Origin of the sequence: Serratia sp. Z4 (genome assembly GCF_009900725.1) — a bacterium.
In the GTDB taxonomy this organism is placed as follows: Bacteria; Pseudomonadota; Gammaproteobacteria; order Enterobacterales; family Enterobacteriaceae; genus Serratia; species Serratia nematodiphila.
In genome coordinates, this window is the sequence record NZ_JAAABD010000005.1 from 148,736 (window position 1) to 162,909 (window position 14,174).

Annotated in this window: 12 protein-coding genes, 1 tRNA gene and 2 other RNA genes; 3 read left to right on the top strand and 12 right to left on the bottom strand. The window is 59.8% G+C overall.

Annotated features, from left to right (window positions below; all coding sequences use genetic code 11):
* The first annotated feature begins 276 nt into the window (after nucleotides 1–276).
* Together GT753_RS18375 and GT753_RS18380 are read left to right on the top strand one after the other, a co-directional pair.
* The gene (locus tag GT753_RS18375; protein ID WP_015376234.1) at nucleotides 277–564 is read left to right on the top strand and encodes a DUF6516 family protein; all 288 of its coding nucleotides are present in this window, start codon (nucleotides 277–279) and stop codon (nucleotides 562–564) included.
* The gene (locus GT753_RS18380; protein WP_015376233.1) at nucleotides 564–911 is read left to right on the top strand and encodes a hypothetical protein; all 348 of its coding nucleotides are present in this window, start codon (nucleotides 564–566) and stop codon (nucleotides 909–911) included. The genes GT753_RS18375 and GT753_RS18380 overlap by 1 nt, the downstream gene beginning before the upstream one ends.
* Nucleotides 912–959: 48 nt before the next feature.
* On the opposite strand, the gene GT753_RS18385 is transcribed toward GT753_RS18380, so the two are convergent.
* The 9 genes from GT753_RS18385 to GT753_RS18425 form a co-directional block, all read right to left on the bottom strand.
* Nucleotides 960–1,088, bottom strand: a non-coding RNA gene (locus tag GT753_RS18385) — RtT sRNA.
* 35 nt (nucleotides 1,089–1,123) lie between these two features.
* Nucleotides 1,124–1,252: non-coding RNA, RtT sRNA (locus GT753_RS18390), on the bottom strand.
* Between the two features lie 35 nt (nucleotides 1,253–1,287).
* Nucleotides 1,288–1,364, bottom strand: a tRNA-Pro gene (locus GT753_RS18395).
* A 120-nt stretch (nucleotides 1,365–1,484) separates the two neighbouring features.
* The gene (locus GT753_RS18400; protein WP_015376232.1) at nucleotides 1,485–2,816 is read right to left on the bottom strand and encodes an MFS transporter; all 1,332 of its coding nucleotides are present in this window, start codon (nucleotides 2,814–2,816) and stop codon (nucleotides 1,485–1,487) included.
* Between the two features lie 96 nt (nucleotides 2,817–2,912).
* On the bottom strand, nucleotides 2,913–4,457 hold the full coding sequence (gene uhpB, locus GT753_RS18405) for a signal transduction histidine-protein kinase/phosphatase UhpB (protein WP_004934119.1): 1,545 nt from the start codon (nucleotides 4,455–4,457) through the stop codon (nucleotides 2,913–2,915).
* On the bottom strand, nucleotides 4,454–5,044 hold the full coding sequence (uhpA, locus tag GT753_RS18410) for a transcriptional regulator UhpA (RefSeq protein WP_004934117.1): 591 nt from the start codon (nucleotides 5,042–5,044) through the stop codon (nucleotides 4,454–4,456). Before uhpA ends, uhpB begins: the two co-directional genes overlap by 4 nt.
* A 123-nt stretch (nucleotides 5,045–5,167) precedes the next feature.
* Nucleotides 5,168–6,862, bottom strand: a complete 1,695-nt coding sequence (gene eptB, locus GT753_RS18415) for a kdo(2)-lipid A phosphoethanolamine 7''-transferase (protein WP_015376231.1) — start codon at nucleotides 6,860–6,862, stop codon at nucleotides 5,168–5,170.
* A gap of 225 nt (nucleotides 6,863–7,087) precedes the next feature.
* Nucleotides 7,088–7,513 carry an organic hydroperoxide resistance protein gene (locus tag GT753_RS18420; RefSeq protein WP_004934114.1) on the bottom strand — a complete coding sequence of 142 codons (426 nt, stop codon included), beginning with the start codon at nucleotides 7,511–7,513 and terminating at the stop codon, nucleotides 7,088–7,090.
* 160 nt (nucleotides 7,514–7,673) lie between these two features.
* Nucleotides 7,674–8,138, bottom strand: a complete 465-nt coding sequence (locus tag GT753_RS18425; RefSeq protein ID WP_004934111.1) for a MarR family winged helix-turn-helix transcriptional regulator — start codon at nucleotides 8,136–8,138, stop codon at nucleotides 7,674–7,676.
* Between the two features lie 97 nt (nucleotides 8,139–8,235).
* On the opposite strand from GT753_RS18425, the gene GT753_RS18430 reads away from it, so the two are divergent.
* A complete protein-coding gene (locus GT753_RS18430) occupies nucleotides 8,236–8,835 on the top strand; it encodes an HD domain-containing protein (protein WP_015376230.1) in 600 nt (199 codons plus the stop codon).
* On the opposite strand, the gene GT753_RS18435 is transcribed toward GT753_RS18430, so the two are convergent.
* From GT753_RS18435 to bglF, 3 genes are all read right to left on the bottom strand, one after another.
* On the bottom strand, nucleotides 8,836–10,206 hold the full coding sequence (locus GT753_RS18435; RefSeq protein ID WP_369803993.1) for a carbohydrate porin: 1,371 nt from the start codon (nucleotides 10,204–10,206) through the stop codon (nucleotides 8,836–8,838).
* Between the two features lie 151 nt (nucleotides 10,207–10,357).
* Nucleotides 10,358–11,761 carry a glycoside hydrolase family 1 protein gene (locus tag GT753_RS18440; protein WP_160125826.1) on the bottom strand — a complete coding sequence of 468 codons (1,404 nt, stop codon included), beginning with the start codon at nucleotides 11,759–11,761 and terminating at the stop codon, nucleotides 10,358–10,360.
* A gap of 14 nt (nucleotides 11,762–11,775) precedes the next feature.
* On the bottom strand, nucleotides 11,776–13,638 hold the full coding sequence (bglF, locus tag GT753_RS18445) for a PTS beta-glucoside transporter subunit IIABC (protein WP_131165288.1): 1,863 nt from the start codon (nucleotides 13,636–13,638) through the stop codon (nucleotides 11,776–11,778).
* Nucleotides 13,639–14,174: the final 536 nt, after the last annotated feature.

The following is a 14,174-nucleotide window of genomic DNA, read 5'->3' on the forward strand; positions in this document are numbered from 1 at the left end:
TTTCCACGTGGCGAAATAATCATTCCCACCGCGTACATTAAGACTATAAATAAAAAAGGCGTGAAAACAAGAGCGCTATCAACTGGGTTTTATTCAGCAAGCGTGAATTTATTTTAATATAAATAAAAGAAAGCACGACAAATATGGATAGTGAATTTTTTATTAAGGAAAGATAAATATTTATCAGGATTGCACCACACTCTGCAGTCAGGGTGTTGTCATTATTGACAACACCCTGACTGTGTTGGTACTGTGAACAACACTTAAGGAAAGAGCATGCCTTCGCAGCTAATCTACCAAGACAGGATACCCTTGACGCCTGCCGCATTTGCGCAGCTCGTCATTTGGCGGGTGGTGCCGCCCGTCAAGGCCAGCGGCCACAGTTATAAATACCGATTTGCTTATGTAAAAGACGGCATTTGTCGACTGCGCTATGACAATGAAGCAGGTAAAGGCGATCACAAACATATCGATGGAAAAGAAGAGCCGCTTAATTTCACGACCATTGATGCCTTGCTCGACAGTTTCTGGCGCGAGGTTATGCTGCTCACAGAGGAGTCATGATGAATACAGTCACCATTCGAGTCGCTTCCGTCGAAGAAATGAAACTCGCACTGAAGGAAGCCGCAACAGGCCAGCAAAGCGCTCAAGGGCATTACATCACATTCCTGGATTGGGAGAGTCTGTGGAAAGCCTTATCACCCAAGAAAATGCATATCTTGCATACCATGACCGGCGCCGGCGAACTTTCCATTCGGGAAGTCGCGCGCCGAGTGAAACGCGATGTGAAAGCGGTGCATACCGATCTGCAGGCGCTGTTAGGCTGCGGCATCGTCGATAAAGGTCAACAAGGCGTGATTTTCCCCTATGACGAAATCCATTTTGACTTCGTAGTAGGCAAAGCCGCCTAAACGACAGGCGAAAAAAAACCTGCTTTAAAAAGCAGGTTTTTCGAATGGTGGTCGGCGAGAGAGGATTACGCGCATCGTTGATGCGCGCCCTGCGGGCCGTTGCTAAAGCAACGTTGTCTCGCTTCGCGAGGCTCGAACCTCCTGCGGAGGTACTCATCCTCATAAACCGCAGACGAAAAAAAACCTGCTTTAAAAGCAGGTTTTTCGAATGGTGGTCGGCGAGAGAGGATTACGCGCATCGTTGATGCGCGCCCTGCGGGCCGTTGCTAAAGCAACGTTGTCTCGCTTCGCGAGGCTCGAACCTCCTGCGGAGGTACTCATCCTCATAAACCGCAGACGAAAAAAAACCTGCTTTAAAAGCAGGTTTTTCGAATGGTGGTCGGCGAGAGAGGATTCGAACCTCCGACCCACTGGTCCCAAACCAGTTGCGCTACCAAGCTGCGCTACTCGCCGATGCGGGGCGCATCTTACTGCTGGCGGTTATAGGCGTCAATCACTTTTTTGCCCCTGCATTTCAAGTGGTGATAAAAGCGCCATAATACGCTGCGCCGGGGGTTGCGCAGCGTATTTTACTCAGGCGTTGGCCGGTTTCAGCGCCGGCGTCTGCGCGCGCAGGAATGGCAGCAGGAACAGCGCCGACAGGCAGGCGGCGATGGAAATCACCACGAAGAAGCCGTTCCAGTGCCAGATCTCCATCACTCGCGCGATCGGGTAGCCGGACAGCGCCGCGCCCAGGTAGGCGAACAGGCCGACGAAACCGGTCGCGGCGCCCGCCGCATCCTTGTGCGAGCACTCCGCCGCCGCCATGCCGATCAGCATCTGCGGACCGAAGATAAAGAAGCCGATGGCGAAGAAACAGCAGGCCTGCAGCAGGTAAGTCACGCCCGGCATCAGCCACAGCGCGGCTACCGACAGGAAGATACCGATAGCGAAGATCAGGTTCATCGGGCCACGGTTGCCGCGGAACAGCTTGTCGGAACCCCAACCGGCCACCAGCGAACCGATAAAGCCGCCCACTTCAAACAGCGAGATGGCCGAGTTGGCGGTCATCAGCGAATAGCCCTTTTCCTGCGTCAGGTAGAGGTTGCCCCAGTCGTTGATCGCGGTGCGCACGATATACACCAGCACGTAAGAGACCGCCAGCAGCCAGATGTACTTGTTGGTCAGCACGTAGCGCTTGATGATCTCGCGGTTGCTCAGCCCCTGGCCTTCCGATTCCTGCACCAGCTCCATGGCGTCGTTGCGCCATTTGCCGACGCTCGGCAGCCCCAGGGTGGATGGCTTGTCGCGCAGGCGCCAGCACATCAGCAGGCCGAGCACCACGCCGATGATGCCGGGAATGATCATGCCGTAACGCCAGCTGAAGTGCAGCGAGATAAAGCCGACCAGCAGCGGGATCAGCGCGCCGCCGACGTTGTGCGAAGTGTTCCAAATCGCCCACCAGCTGCCGCGCTCGGAGCGCGAATACCAGCTGGTGAGGATTTTAGAGCACGGCGGCCAACCCCAGCCCTGGAAGAAGGCGTTGAGGATCCACAGCGTGCCCAGCATCATCAACGACGAGCTGAGGCCGAAGAAGATATTCAGCACCCCGGTCATGATCAGGCCCAGCCCCATAAAGTAACGCGGGTTGGAGCGATCGCTGATCATGCCGGAAATGAATTTCGAACAGCCGTAGGTGATGTAGAACAGCGTGCCGAGGATGCCGACGTCGGACATCGTCAGACCCAGATCGCTCAGCATCGCCGGCATGATGAAGTTGAAGCTTTTGCGCGTGAAGTAAAACGCGGCATAACCGATGTACATGGTGCACATCAGCTGAATGCGCCAGTATTTGTAGCTGGCGTCGATCTGCCGTTGATCGGTGACCTGCGGCGCATCCGGGCGGCTTTTAAGGAAAGACCACATGTGGAACCTCAGAGGATTGAATTAAAGTGCCGCTATGATGCTCCTCGCGCGCGCAGGGGGCTTACGCCGGATTCTCGAGGCGGTTAGGAGTTTTTCCTAGTTTTGCGTTTGCGCCGGTGAAACTGTGGGCAAGATCACACTCAAACAGGCGCCCCGCTCAGCGGTGAACCGCAGGCTGCCGCCGAGGGCGCTGATGCGCTCCTGCATGCCGCGCAGGCCGTACCCCGGCTGATGGTTTTCCGCATCGAAGCCCACGCCGTTGTCGCGGATGGTCAAGGCGATCTGCGGCGCGGCGCCTTTGCGCGGCTGCAGGCGCGCATCCAGCTCCAGGCGGCTGGCGCCGGCGTGGCGGCACACATTGGTCACCCCTTCCTGACACACCCGATACAGCGTGATTTTCAGCGTTTCATCCAGCAGCTCGTCGGGCACCTGCCACTGCATGCTGCTCACCAGCGACGCGTCCTGCGGCAGCGACTCCCGCAGCATCGCCGCCACCGCCGCCGACAGCGGCAGGTTGTTCAGCGCCGCCGGCCACAGCTGGGTCAGCACATCGTGCACCCCGTCGTAGACCCGCAGCGCCAGCGCATCGATGGTGTCGGCGCAGCCGATCACCGCCGGTTCCGGCGCCAGACGTTTGACGATGCTGGCCTGAGTGCGGATCACGGTGATGGTCTGCCCCACTTCATCGTGCAGCTCGCGCGCCACCTCGCGCCGGGTTTGCTCCTCCGCCGTCACCAGCGCCCGCGCCAGCTGCCGATTCTCCGCCAGCCGCAGCCGCAGTTGCTGATTCAGTTCGCGCTGGCGCTGAATGCCGGCGCCCAGCAGCAGCCCGGTCAGGCTTTGGGCCAGCAGCGACAGCAGCAGATCGCGGTGCGACTCCGGCTGCGGCGGCTCGTTGACCATCAGCGCCACGCCGTTGAGCAGCGTCGCCAACAGCGCGCCCTGCCAGCCATAGCGATAAGACATGAACACGATGGGGATCGCCAGGCAGAACGGCGCGAAACGGCGCAGCTCGGCGGCGTTAACCTGCTGCTGCAGCCAGATGCTGAACGCAAACAGCAACAGATAGCTGGCCAGGTGGCCCAGACGCAGCTCCACCGGCTTGTGGATCAGCCCCGGCTCCAGCGGCACCCAGATTTGGCGCGCCAGATAGTGCCACAACAGCAGGCAGGTTGGCGCGATGGTGAAACCACCGGTCAGGCCGAGCAGCAGCGCGCGGGCGCCTTCGCCGCTCACCAGCTGCCATACCAACGCCTGCAGCAAGGCGGCGATGGCGACCACCGCACCCTGCAACAGCGGCCAGCGCCATTCGCTGTCGCTCTGCTGATGGCGCAACAGCCACGGCGAGGCCAGCAGGCTGAGCAGCACCGTCAACACCAGCACCGCCACCGACGCCCACAGCGCCGGGCCGTAGCCGAACTGATCCGCCAGCAACGCCATCAGCAGCAGGTCAGCCAGCAGGATCCCCGGCCAGAAACGGTACGGGCTCTGCAGCAAAATGCCCATGCGCAGGCCGAACGGAAACAGCAGCAGCGCCTGCCAGGGGGGGTCGATCAGCGCGGTGCCGATGCCCCACAGGCAAAACGCGCTGGCGGCGTAGATGAAAAACAGCGCCAGCTGGGTGATCAGGCGCTGCGTCACAGGTTCAGCATCCGTCTGGCCAGTTCGACGTTGTTGTTGATGCCCAGCTTGGCGAACAGGTTGGCGCGGTGCACATGCACCGTTTTCGGCGACAGCCCCAAGGCGGCGGCGATCTCACGCACCTCCTGGCCCTGCGCCAGTAATAGCGCGATCTCGCGCTCGCGGCGGGTCAACGGATCGACCCTCACCCGCGCCAGCTGCTGCGCGATTTCCGGCATCAGGTAGACGCCGCCGCCGGCGACGGTGCGCACCGCGGTGATCAGATCTTCCGGCTTGCAGCGCTTGGAGAGAAAGCCGCTGGCGCCGCGTTCCAGAGCCATTTCCACCAGCGCCGGGTTATCGTGCATCGACAGCATCACCACACGGATGCCGGAAGGAATGTCCGCCAGCAGATCCAGCCCGCTGCCGTCCGGCATCGAAATGTCGCAAATGCAGATTTCCGCCTCCAGCCCCGGCAGGCCGGCGCGCGCCTGTGCCGCGCTGCTGAACTCGCCCACCACCTGAATATCGGCCTCCAGTGACAGCAGTTGCACAAAGCCCGAACGCACAATGTCATGATCGTCGATAAACGCCACGCGCAGGGTCATGGAAATCTCCGGTTAGCAGGGGAAGTGCGCAAGTATACCGTATGCGCACACCGGAATAATTGATGAAGAGAATGTATTGGGTGAAATTACCGGGTGCGCAAGGCAGGCACCCGGCGGGAGGGATCACAGGCGGGCAGGCGCCGTTTTATCCTGCGGCAGATGGCACCAGTTGTTTTTATCCACGATGCCGCCATCAGGAGAGGTGTAGCCGAGGCAGCCGAGGATAGTGTCAAACAGCTCGACGTGGCGATGCGTTTTGCCGATGCGCTGCTGCGCCTGCAGCTGCTCAAAAGCGCTGAGGTGCTGCGGGTTTTCGAGGAACTTGTCCGACGCCCACACGATCATCGGCACGCGGAACTGCTCCGGCGGCGCCATTTCGCGCGGCGTGCCGTGCAGGTGCGTATTCTCACCGATCGATTCGCCGTGATCGGCGGCATAGAACACGATGGCCTTCTTGTCCCGCACCTGGTCGATCACATTACTGATAAAGCTGTCGGTATACAGCACCGTATTGTCGAACGCATTGATCAGCTGCGCCTTGGTGCAGGAATCGTCCACCCCCATGCACTCCGGCTGATAACGCGCATAGCTGCGCGGATAACGCTGCGAGTACAGGTAGTGCGAGCCTTTGGTATGCAGGATCACCAGGTGCTTGCCCTTCGGATAGCGCGCCAGCGACTCCTTCATTTCGTCCACCAGCAGCATATCGTCGACCGCCTTGCCGTCGTTGCGCTTCTCGGACGCGATCATCTCGCGGAACGAATAGTTGTTCACCTCGGTGTTGTTGTAGAACCACACCTCGCTCTGCATGGCGAACAGCTCGGAAGAGAAGCCCAGATCCTTCAGCACCGCGAACACGTTCTGCTCTTTCAGCGTGCGCTGCGGATTGTCTTCGGTGCCGCCTTCACGCACGAACATGCAGCGCAGCGACAGCTTGGTGGCGGTATCGCACGACTCGCCGCGGAACGCCACCAGATTCTTCTCTTTAGACAGCCGCGGCGTGGTATCGCGCTCGTAGCCCAGCATGCCCATGTGATCCCAGCGCGTGGTCTCGCCGATGATGAACACCACGTAGGTGTCGTCGATGTCCGCCGGCGGTACGTAGGTGAAGTGTTTGCCCGGATCGAACATCGTGCTCTGATCCTGGCTTTCGTCATAGCGGGTGTAGGCAAACAGCCCCAGCGCCGACAGCCAGTTGGACGGCAGATACGAGTGCGCCACCACGCCGCCGTAGCTCGGCAAATCGACGTTGGAAAGCTTCTCTTGCACGCTCTGCTCGTCGTCCAGCATGCGCAGCGGCAGCCAGACCAGCGCCACCACCGCCAGCAATACCAGCAGCGGCTTGATGCGATGACCAGGGGTTTTCAGCTGTTCTATCAGGGTATAGCGCAGGTTGTTTTTCCAGATCAACAGCAGCGGCAAGGCGCTGAGCGCCACCATCCACAGCACGAAGTGCAGGCCAACCACCTCTTTCGACAGATCGATATCGGTGGTCATCACCGACACCACGATGCCGTAGCCGATCACCACATTGAAAAACGTCATGTAGTAGCTGGCGGCAACCGAAATCAACACCAGCAGCGAGGCGACGATGCGATAAAACAGCCGGCCGCCGAGCGATACCAGCCGCATAATGAAGAACGTAAACAGGACGATAGCGATGACTTCCGTCACCGCCGAAATAAGCTTAATTCCCTGAATGCCGTGCGCCAGCGAATCAAAACGGCGATAGAAAACGGATAGGTTTAGAAAGATGCCGATATAGATCGCTAACAATAACGATAAATTCTGCTGTGATAGCGATTTAACTTTGTTCATGTAACGCGGTGGCTCCGGGGACGGTGTAGCGGTTCTGACTCAGTCAGACACTGATTGCGGCTTCTGGTTCAGCCAACCGGCAATAAGCGTTATTTTGCGGGTAATAATCAAGAGAATTCTCACAAAACGGACAAAATTTACCGTTTTTTTGAGCGGTTTTCAGACAGGGCACGCAAGAAAATGGAGGGATAAACCCTCCATTTTTTCCAGATATCGGCAAAAATCTTACTTAACGTTCAGAGTTACATCGATATTTCCACGGGTGGCGTTGGAGTATGGGCACACCACATGCGCCTTTTTCACCAGATCTTCCGCCACGCTGCGCTCGATGCCCGGCAGCGAGATATCCAGCTGCACTTCGATGCCGAAGCCATTCGGGATTTCACCGATGCCGACGGTGCCGTCGATCTTGGCTTCGGCCGGAATTTTGACCTTTTCTTTCGCCGCGACAAACTTCAACGCGCCGAGGAAGCAGGCCGAGTAACCGGCGGCGAACAGCTGTTCGGGGTTGGTGACTTCGCCGCCGGCGCCGCCCATCTCTTTCGGCACGCCCAGTTTCACGTCCAACACGCCGTCGGAGGAGGTCGCACGGCCGTCGCGGCCGCCGGTTGCGGTGGCGTGAGCGCGGTAAACCACTTTCTCAATAGACATCGTTCATTCCTTCTTGCTGGTTGGCGAGATGACTACGGCTTCCACGAGGTAAAGCCGGTCACATATTTATCTCTTGCGATTAAATCGCGCACTACTTATTTTTGACACTTATTAACCAGTGTAGACCACCCCTGCCGTTCTTGCGTCCGGCGCTGGAGGATCAAATCTGATCGATCAGGCTGCCGCGCAGCTTTTCCAACTGCTGTTTGAGCGAGACGATCTCGTCCAGGCTGCAGTCGGTGGCGCACATCACCGCCTCGGGCACCGATTGCGCCCGCTCACGCAGCGCGCGGCCGGCTTCGGTGAGGGCAATGATCACCTGCCGCTCGTCGGTGGTGGCGCGATAGCGCACCAGCAAACCGGCGGTTTCCAGCCGCTTCAGCAGCGGCGTCAGCGTGGCGGAATCGAGGAACAGCCGCTCGCCGATATCCGATACCGTCACCCGATCGCGCTCCCACAGCACCATCATCACCAGGTATTGCGGGTAGGTGAGTTCGAGCTGATTCAACAGCTTGCGGTAGACTTTGTGCAGCGCCAGGTTGGCGGAGTACAGCGCGAAACAGAGCTGCTGATCGAGCTGCAGCAGGTTCTTCGCGTTGGGTTGTGCGGTATCGGTGCTTTTCATGTTTGTGAATATAGATAGTGCACGATGTAATCGCAAGCTATTTCTTGTGAGGTATGCTACCTTTTTTTCATGCAGAGGATGCTCGGAGGGAAAGGAAATGACGAATACGCTTGCAGAACGCGCGCGCCGCTACGCCACCAAGGCGCATGCGGCCATCGATCAGCGCCGCAAATACACCGACGATCCGTACATCGTCCACCCACAGGCGGTGATGGAGCTGGTGCGCAGCGTGCCGCACACCGAAGAGATGCTGGCGGCCGCCTGGCTGCATGACACGGTGGAAGATACGCCCACCACCCTCGGCGATATCGAAAGCCACTTTGGGCCAAAAGTGGCGGAACTGGTGCGGATGTTGACCAACGTCAGCCGCGCCGAGGACGGCAACCGCTTCGAGCGTAAAAACCGCGATCGGCGCCACAGCGCCGGCGCGTCGCCGCAGGCCAAAACCATCAAGCTGGCGGATCTGATCGACAACACCCGCTCGCTGCTGGACTACGACAGCCACTTCGCCCAAACCTATCTGATTGAGAAACAACGCCTGCTGGAAGTGCTGACCGAAGGCGACCCGACGCTGTGGCGCCAGGCCAGCCATATCGTCGAACAGGGGCTGCTCAGATTACAGCAGCCGCCGCACAACGTGCCGGCCAGCTGGTTTGAGCACGCCCGCCGGCGCTACCGCGAGAGCGACGCGGCCTGATCAGAAGGTCACCACCGTTTTCAACGCCGTCACCCAGGCGTCCTGCGTCTCGCTGACGCCCGCCGGGTGATGCCAGTATTGCAGGCCCGGCTGCAGCTGCAGCCACGGCGTGACGTTAACGCGATAATAGAGCTCCGCCGTCACCGAGTGGCCCGGCACCGGCCGATAGTTCGGATCGTGATAATCGCTGATGCCGCTCATCTGGTTGAGATAACGCTGATTGTCTTTGTAGCGGTCGCTCAGCTTCACCACCGAGACGCCGAGCCCCAGCCAGTCGTCCGGCCGCGCATCGAACAGCCCGCGATAGCGGATGCCGGTCGAGGTGGACCAGTGCAGGTAGTTGCTGCGCTGATCTCCCAGCCCCAGGCTGTAGAACACGCTCAGACCGCGGTTGACGTCGTCCGCATGGCGCGTCACCTGCTGGTTGAAACCGGTATACAGGAACCAGGTGCGATCGTGGCTGCGATAGCCCTGCGGATCGCTGGCGCCCGGCCCGCCGGACACCCCTTCATAAAGATCGCTCTGGCGCGCGTTGGTGAACAGCACGCCCAGGTTATACACCCCCGGCAGCTGGTTGACGGCGTGGGTTTTCAGCTCCAGTTCCATCGGCAGCAGGAAGCCTTTGCTGCCCTTGGTGGACCAGCTCCAGGCGTGGCTGCGGCTGGGGGCGCTCGGGTTCTGTTCCATCACGCCGCCCTTGAGCGTCAGGCCATCGGTCAGTTTGTATTGCAGCGTCGTGCCCCAGTAATGCACGTTCCAGTTGTACCAGGTCAACGAGTTGGCGGACTTGCCGCCGCACAGCGTCAGCGTCTGAAAATCGCAGGGGATGATCTGATCGAAATCCTGCACCTTGTTCATCATGCCGATGCGCCACTGCAGCCGGCGATCGAGGAAGGAGCGGCTAAAGGTCAACCAACCCAGCCGGGTAATCGACTGCCCGCCAAAGCTCTCCTGCGACAGATCGGTCAGGCCGACGCGCGGATCCTGCAGGCGATCGCGGGTCAGGTTGTTGTCATGGTTGCGGTTGACGATATTGCCTTCGATCGCCGCGTCCGGAATGCCGGTCAGCGCCTGCAAATCCTGGCTGAAGGTCAGCGAAAACTGGTCGATATACGACGCCTGTTTATCGTGGTTGTAACCGCCACCGGCGTTATACGACAGCTGGCTGAGGTAGCCGAGATTATAGTGGAAGCCGTGATCCTCCAGGATCGGCCTGATCCCCAGCATATCCCCCAACAGCCCGGGCTGCGGCGGCTCAAAGCCGAGCGCCACTCCTTCCCATTTGGCGGTGGGGGCTTCGACGTCCTTGCCGGTTTGCAGCGTTTCCGCCTGCGCCTGGCTACAAAGCAGCGCCAGCGCCGCCAGGGTCATGGAACGAGGTAATAAGCTTTTCATCATTATTATATTTCTCCGCATAACGGCTGACTGCGGGCAACAGCATTCCCTGGGAGAGAATTTCCCATCATGAACAGCAGCGAATAACGTTAGGTTAACGCCCGGCGCTTGCCGCCGGGCTGAAGGGTTAGCGTCGGTCTTTCAGGCTGGCGCCGTTGCTGTGGATCACATCGCGGTACCAGTAGAAACTCTTCTTGCGGCGGCGCTCGAGGCTACCGTTGCCGGCATCGTCCCTGTCGACGTGAATGAAGCCGTAGCGCTTCGACATTTCGGCCTTCGAAGCGCTGACCAGATCGATCGGTCCCCAGCTGGTGTAGCCCATCACCTCGACGCCGTCGTCGATCGCTTCCGCCACCTGCACCAGATGATCATTGAGGTAGTTGATGCGGTAGTCGTCGTTGATGCTGCCGTCGGCCTCGACGCGGTCTTTGGCGCCCAGCCCATTTTCGACGATGAACAGCGGTTTCTGATAGCGGTCGTACAGCACGTTGAGCAGGTAGCGCAGCCCGATCGGGTCGATTTGCCATCCCCACTCCGAGCTGGCCAGATGCGGGTTCGGCACCATATCGAGAATGTTGCCGCGCGCCGTCTCATACTGCTCCGGGTCGGCGGTGACGCAGCCGCTCATGTAGTAGCTGAACGAGATGAAATCGATGGTTTCACGCAGCGTTCGCCGATCTTCCTCGGTGATCGCCACCTGAATGCCGTTTTCACGGAAGAAGCGCTGCATATAGGCCGGGTAATAGCCGCGTGCCTGCACGTCGCCGAAGAACAGCCAGTCGCGGTTTTGCCGCTGGGTTTCCAGCAGATCTTCCGGCTTGCAGCTCAGCGGATACAGAATGCCGCCCAACAGCATGTTGCCGATTTTGCCCTCCGGCACGATCTCGTGACAGGCCTTCACCGCTTTGGCGCTGGCCACCAGCTGATGGTGGATCGCCTGATAGATGGCGCTCTTGTCGCTCTCCGGCGGCAGACCGACGCCGGTGAAAGGCGCGTGCAGCGACATGTTGATCTCGTTGAAGGTCAGCCAGTGTTTGACCTTGTGCTTGTAACGTTCGAACACCGTGCGCGCGTAGCGCTCGAAGAAGTCGATGGTGCGCCGATCGCCCCAGCCGCCGTAGCGTTTCACCAGGCCGTAAGGCATCTCATAGTGCGACAGCGTGATCAGCGGCTGAATGCTGTATTTCGCCATCTCATCGAACAGCCGATCGTAAAACGCCAGCCCGGCTTCGTTCGGGGTCTCTTCATCGCCCTGCGGGAAAATGCGCGTCCAGGCGATCGAGGTGCGCAGGCACTTGAAACCCATTTCGGCGAACAGCGCGATATCCTCTGGGTAACGATGATAGAAATCGATCGCCACGTCCTTGATGCCGCTGTCGCCCGCCGTGCGCGGCGTGATGGCGCCGAAGATGCCCTGCGGCTGCAGATCGGAGGTCGACAGCCCCTTGCCGTCGGCCTGATACGCGCCTTCTACCTGGTTCGCCGCTACCGCGCCGCCCCACAGAAAATGTTGCGGAAACTTGCCGTTCATCGCTTGCTCCTCAATTAACGTAATAAAGTCAGCAGCGGCGCCTGTTCCTGCACCGGAGACAGGCCGCTGGTCAACACGTCCACGTAGTCATCGCTGTTGCTGATGATGATCGGCGTGGTGGTGTCATAGCCGGCGGCATGGATCGCCGCCTGGTCGAACTCGATCAGCAGATCGCCCGGGGCGACCCGCTCGCCTTCCCGCACGTGGGCGGTGAAATGCGCCCCGTCCAGCTTCACGGTATCGATGCCGACGTGAATAAGAATCTCCGCACCGTCGTCCGATTCGATGCCGATGGCGTGTTTGGTTTTGAACAGCGACGCCACGCTGCCGCTCACCGGCGCCACCACGCGCCCCTGCTGCGGCGCGATCGCCACGCCTTTCCCCAGCAGGCCGCTGGCGAAGGTCGCGTCGTTCACCTGATCCAGCGGCACGATGTCGCCGGCGATCGGGCTGAGGATGGCCTGTTTGCGGTTGAGCGGCGCGGCGGCTTCAGGCTGCGCCGCGTCTTCCGCCGGCGCAACGCCAAACAGATAGCTGGCCAGCGCGGCGAACACGAACGACAGCAGGGTGCCGCCGATCGCGCCCCATACCGTGGCGTCGATGCCGCCGCCGGGGATAATCTGCGCGAAGGTGAACACGCTCACCAGGCCGAACGAGTAAACCGAAGTATGGAAGTAGCCGATCACCGCGCCGCCCAGCGCGCCGCCGATGCAGCCGAAGATGAATGGGCGTTTGTTCGGCAGCGTGACGCCATACACCGCCGGCTCGGTGATGCCGAAAATCCCGGCGCCGATAGCCGAAGCGGACAGCGCCCGCAGTTTGGCGTCGCGAGTGCGCAGCATCACGCCCAGCGTGGCGCCGACCTGCCCCATCACCGCCGGCAACAGCAGCGGCACCATGGTGTCGCGCCCCAGCACGCTCAGGTTGTTGATCATCAACGGCACCAATCCCCAATGCAGGCCGAAGATCACGCACACCTGCCACATCGCTCCCATAAAGGCGCCGGCGATGATCGGGTTAAAGGCGTAAATGCTCTGATAGCCGTTGGCCAGCAGGTGGCTGAGCCAGGTCGCCGCCGGGCCGATCAGCAGGAAGGTCAACGGCACGGTGATCGCCAGGCACAGCAGCGGCGTGATGAAATTGCGCAGCGCGCTGTGGATCACCCGGTTAAACAGCGGCTCCAAGCGGCAGGACACCCAGGCCGCAAAGATGATCGGGATCACCGACGAGCTGTAGTTGATGAAGGTCAGCGGAATGCCGAAGAAATACTCGCGCACCGCGCCCGGCTGCTGCGCCGCTTCGAAGGCCGCCATCATCAGCGGATGCGTCAACGCGCCGCCGATCGCCATGGTGACGAAGGGGTTGCCGCCGAATTTTTTCCCGGCGGTGTAGCCGAGCATGATCGGGAAGAAGTAGAACAGTGCGTCGCTGGCGGCGAACAGCATTTTGAAGGTGCCGCCGCTCTCCAGCAGCCAGCCGCAGGCCAGGCTCAGCGCCAGGAAGCCTTTCAGGATCCCCGAAGCGGCCATCACCCCGAGCAGCGGGGTGAAAATACCGGACACCAGATCGATAAAGCGGCTGAGCAGATTGTCTTTTTTGCCGCCCGCGTCGTCGCTCGGCGCGCCTTCGGCCAACCCGCCGACCCGATTGACCGCGTCGAACACCTCCGCCACGTGGTTGCCCACCACCACCTGGAACTGGCCGCCGCTTTCCACCACCATGATAACGCCCGGATTTTTCTTCAGCGCTGCCGCGTTGGCGCGATTGTCGTCGCGCAGCTTGAAACGCAGGCGGGTAGCGCAATGCACCAGGCTTTTCACATTGTCGCGGCCACCGACGCCGGCCAAAATCTCACTGGCTAATGTGTCATATTTCATACTGTTATCCTTAGACTTCGCGTTCTGCCGCTCCCCGCCCCGCGCTGGCCTGGCGCTGAGGCGAAATTCGGCGCAAAAAAAAACCTAAACCTCGCGGCCTCTGCCCCATCGGGGAACAGAAACGCGAGGTTTAGGTTTTGCCTGCCGTAGCAGTAACAACCCTAAATCGGTTGAGTTATGACGTTAACACTGCGGATTTTGCCGGGGCAAGCCTTTGCGTCGGCAAATTGCCGAACTGTGATCGGGCGGGCAAAACCGACCTGAGGTATCAAATAAGGCCTGTCGCCCTCTATCGGCTTCAGCACAGCAGTGATATATCGCGCAGGCGGAATAGAGAGGGGGCGGAATATCGCCCGCCTCAGGCAAAAATATAAGATTAACTAACCTAATAATTCACGGTCAGGCGAAAGCAAAGCGCTCGTCCATCCACTGTCAATCCCCGCTTTTTTGGTCGAAATCGGCAATCCATAAGGCAAATAGATCGCCAAACTTGATTGCGCATCGTTAACATTCCACGATATTCACCTGTGCAAAAA

Coding starts and splice junctions, on each gene's coding strand:
- GT753_RS18375 (WP_015376234.1), top strand. CDS start 277: ATGCCTTCGCAGCTAATCTACCAAGACAGGATACCCTTGACGCCTGCC.
- GT753_RS18440 (WP_160125826.1), bottom strand. CDS start 11,761: ATGAACGGCAAGTTTCCGCAACATTTTCTGTGGGGCGGCGCGGTAGCG.
- bglF (WP_131165288.1), bottom strand. CDS start 13,638: ATGAAATATGACACATTAGCCAGTGAGATTTTGGCCGGCGTCGGTGGC.
- GT753_RS18425 (WP_004934111.1), bottom strand. CDS start 8,138: ATGAAAAGCACCGATACCGCACAACCCAACGCGAAGAACCTGCTGCAG.
- GT753_RS18380 (WP_015376233.1), top strand. CDS start 564: ATGAATACAGTCACCATTCGAGTCGCTTCCGTCGAAGAAATGAAACTC.
- GT753_RS18420 (WP_004934114.1), bottom strand. CDS start 7,513: ATGTCTATTGAGAAAGTGGTTTACCGCGCTCACGCCACCGCAACCGGC.
- eptB (WP_015376231.1), bottom strand. CDS start 6,862: ATGAACAAAGTTAAATCGCTATCACAGCAGAATTTATCGTTATTGTTA.
- GT753_RS18400 (WP_015376232.1), bottom strand. CDS start 2,816: ATGTGGTCTTTCCTTAAAAGCCGCCCGGATGCGCCGCAGGTCACCGAT.
- uhpA (WP_004934117.1), bottom strand. CDS start 5,044: ATGACCCTGCGCGTGGCGTTTATCGACGATCATGACATTGTGCGTTCG.
- GT753_RS18435 (WP_369803993.1), bottom strand. CDS start 10,206: ATGACCCTGGCGGCGCTGGCGCTGCTTTGTAGCCAGGCGCAGGCGGAA.
- GT753_RS18430 (WP_015376230.1), top strand. CDS start 8,236: ATGACGAATACGCTTGCAGAACGCGCGCGCCGCTACGCCACCAAGGCG.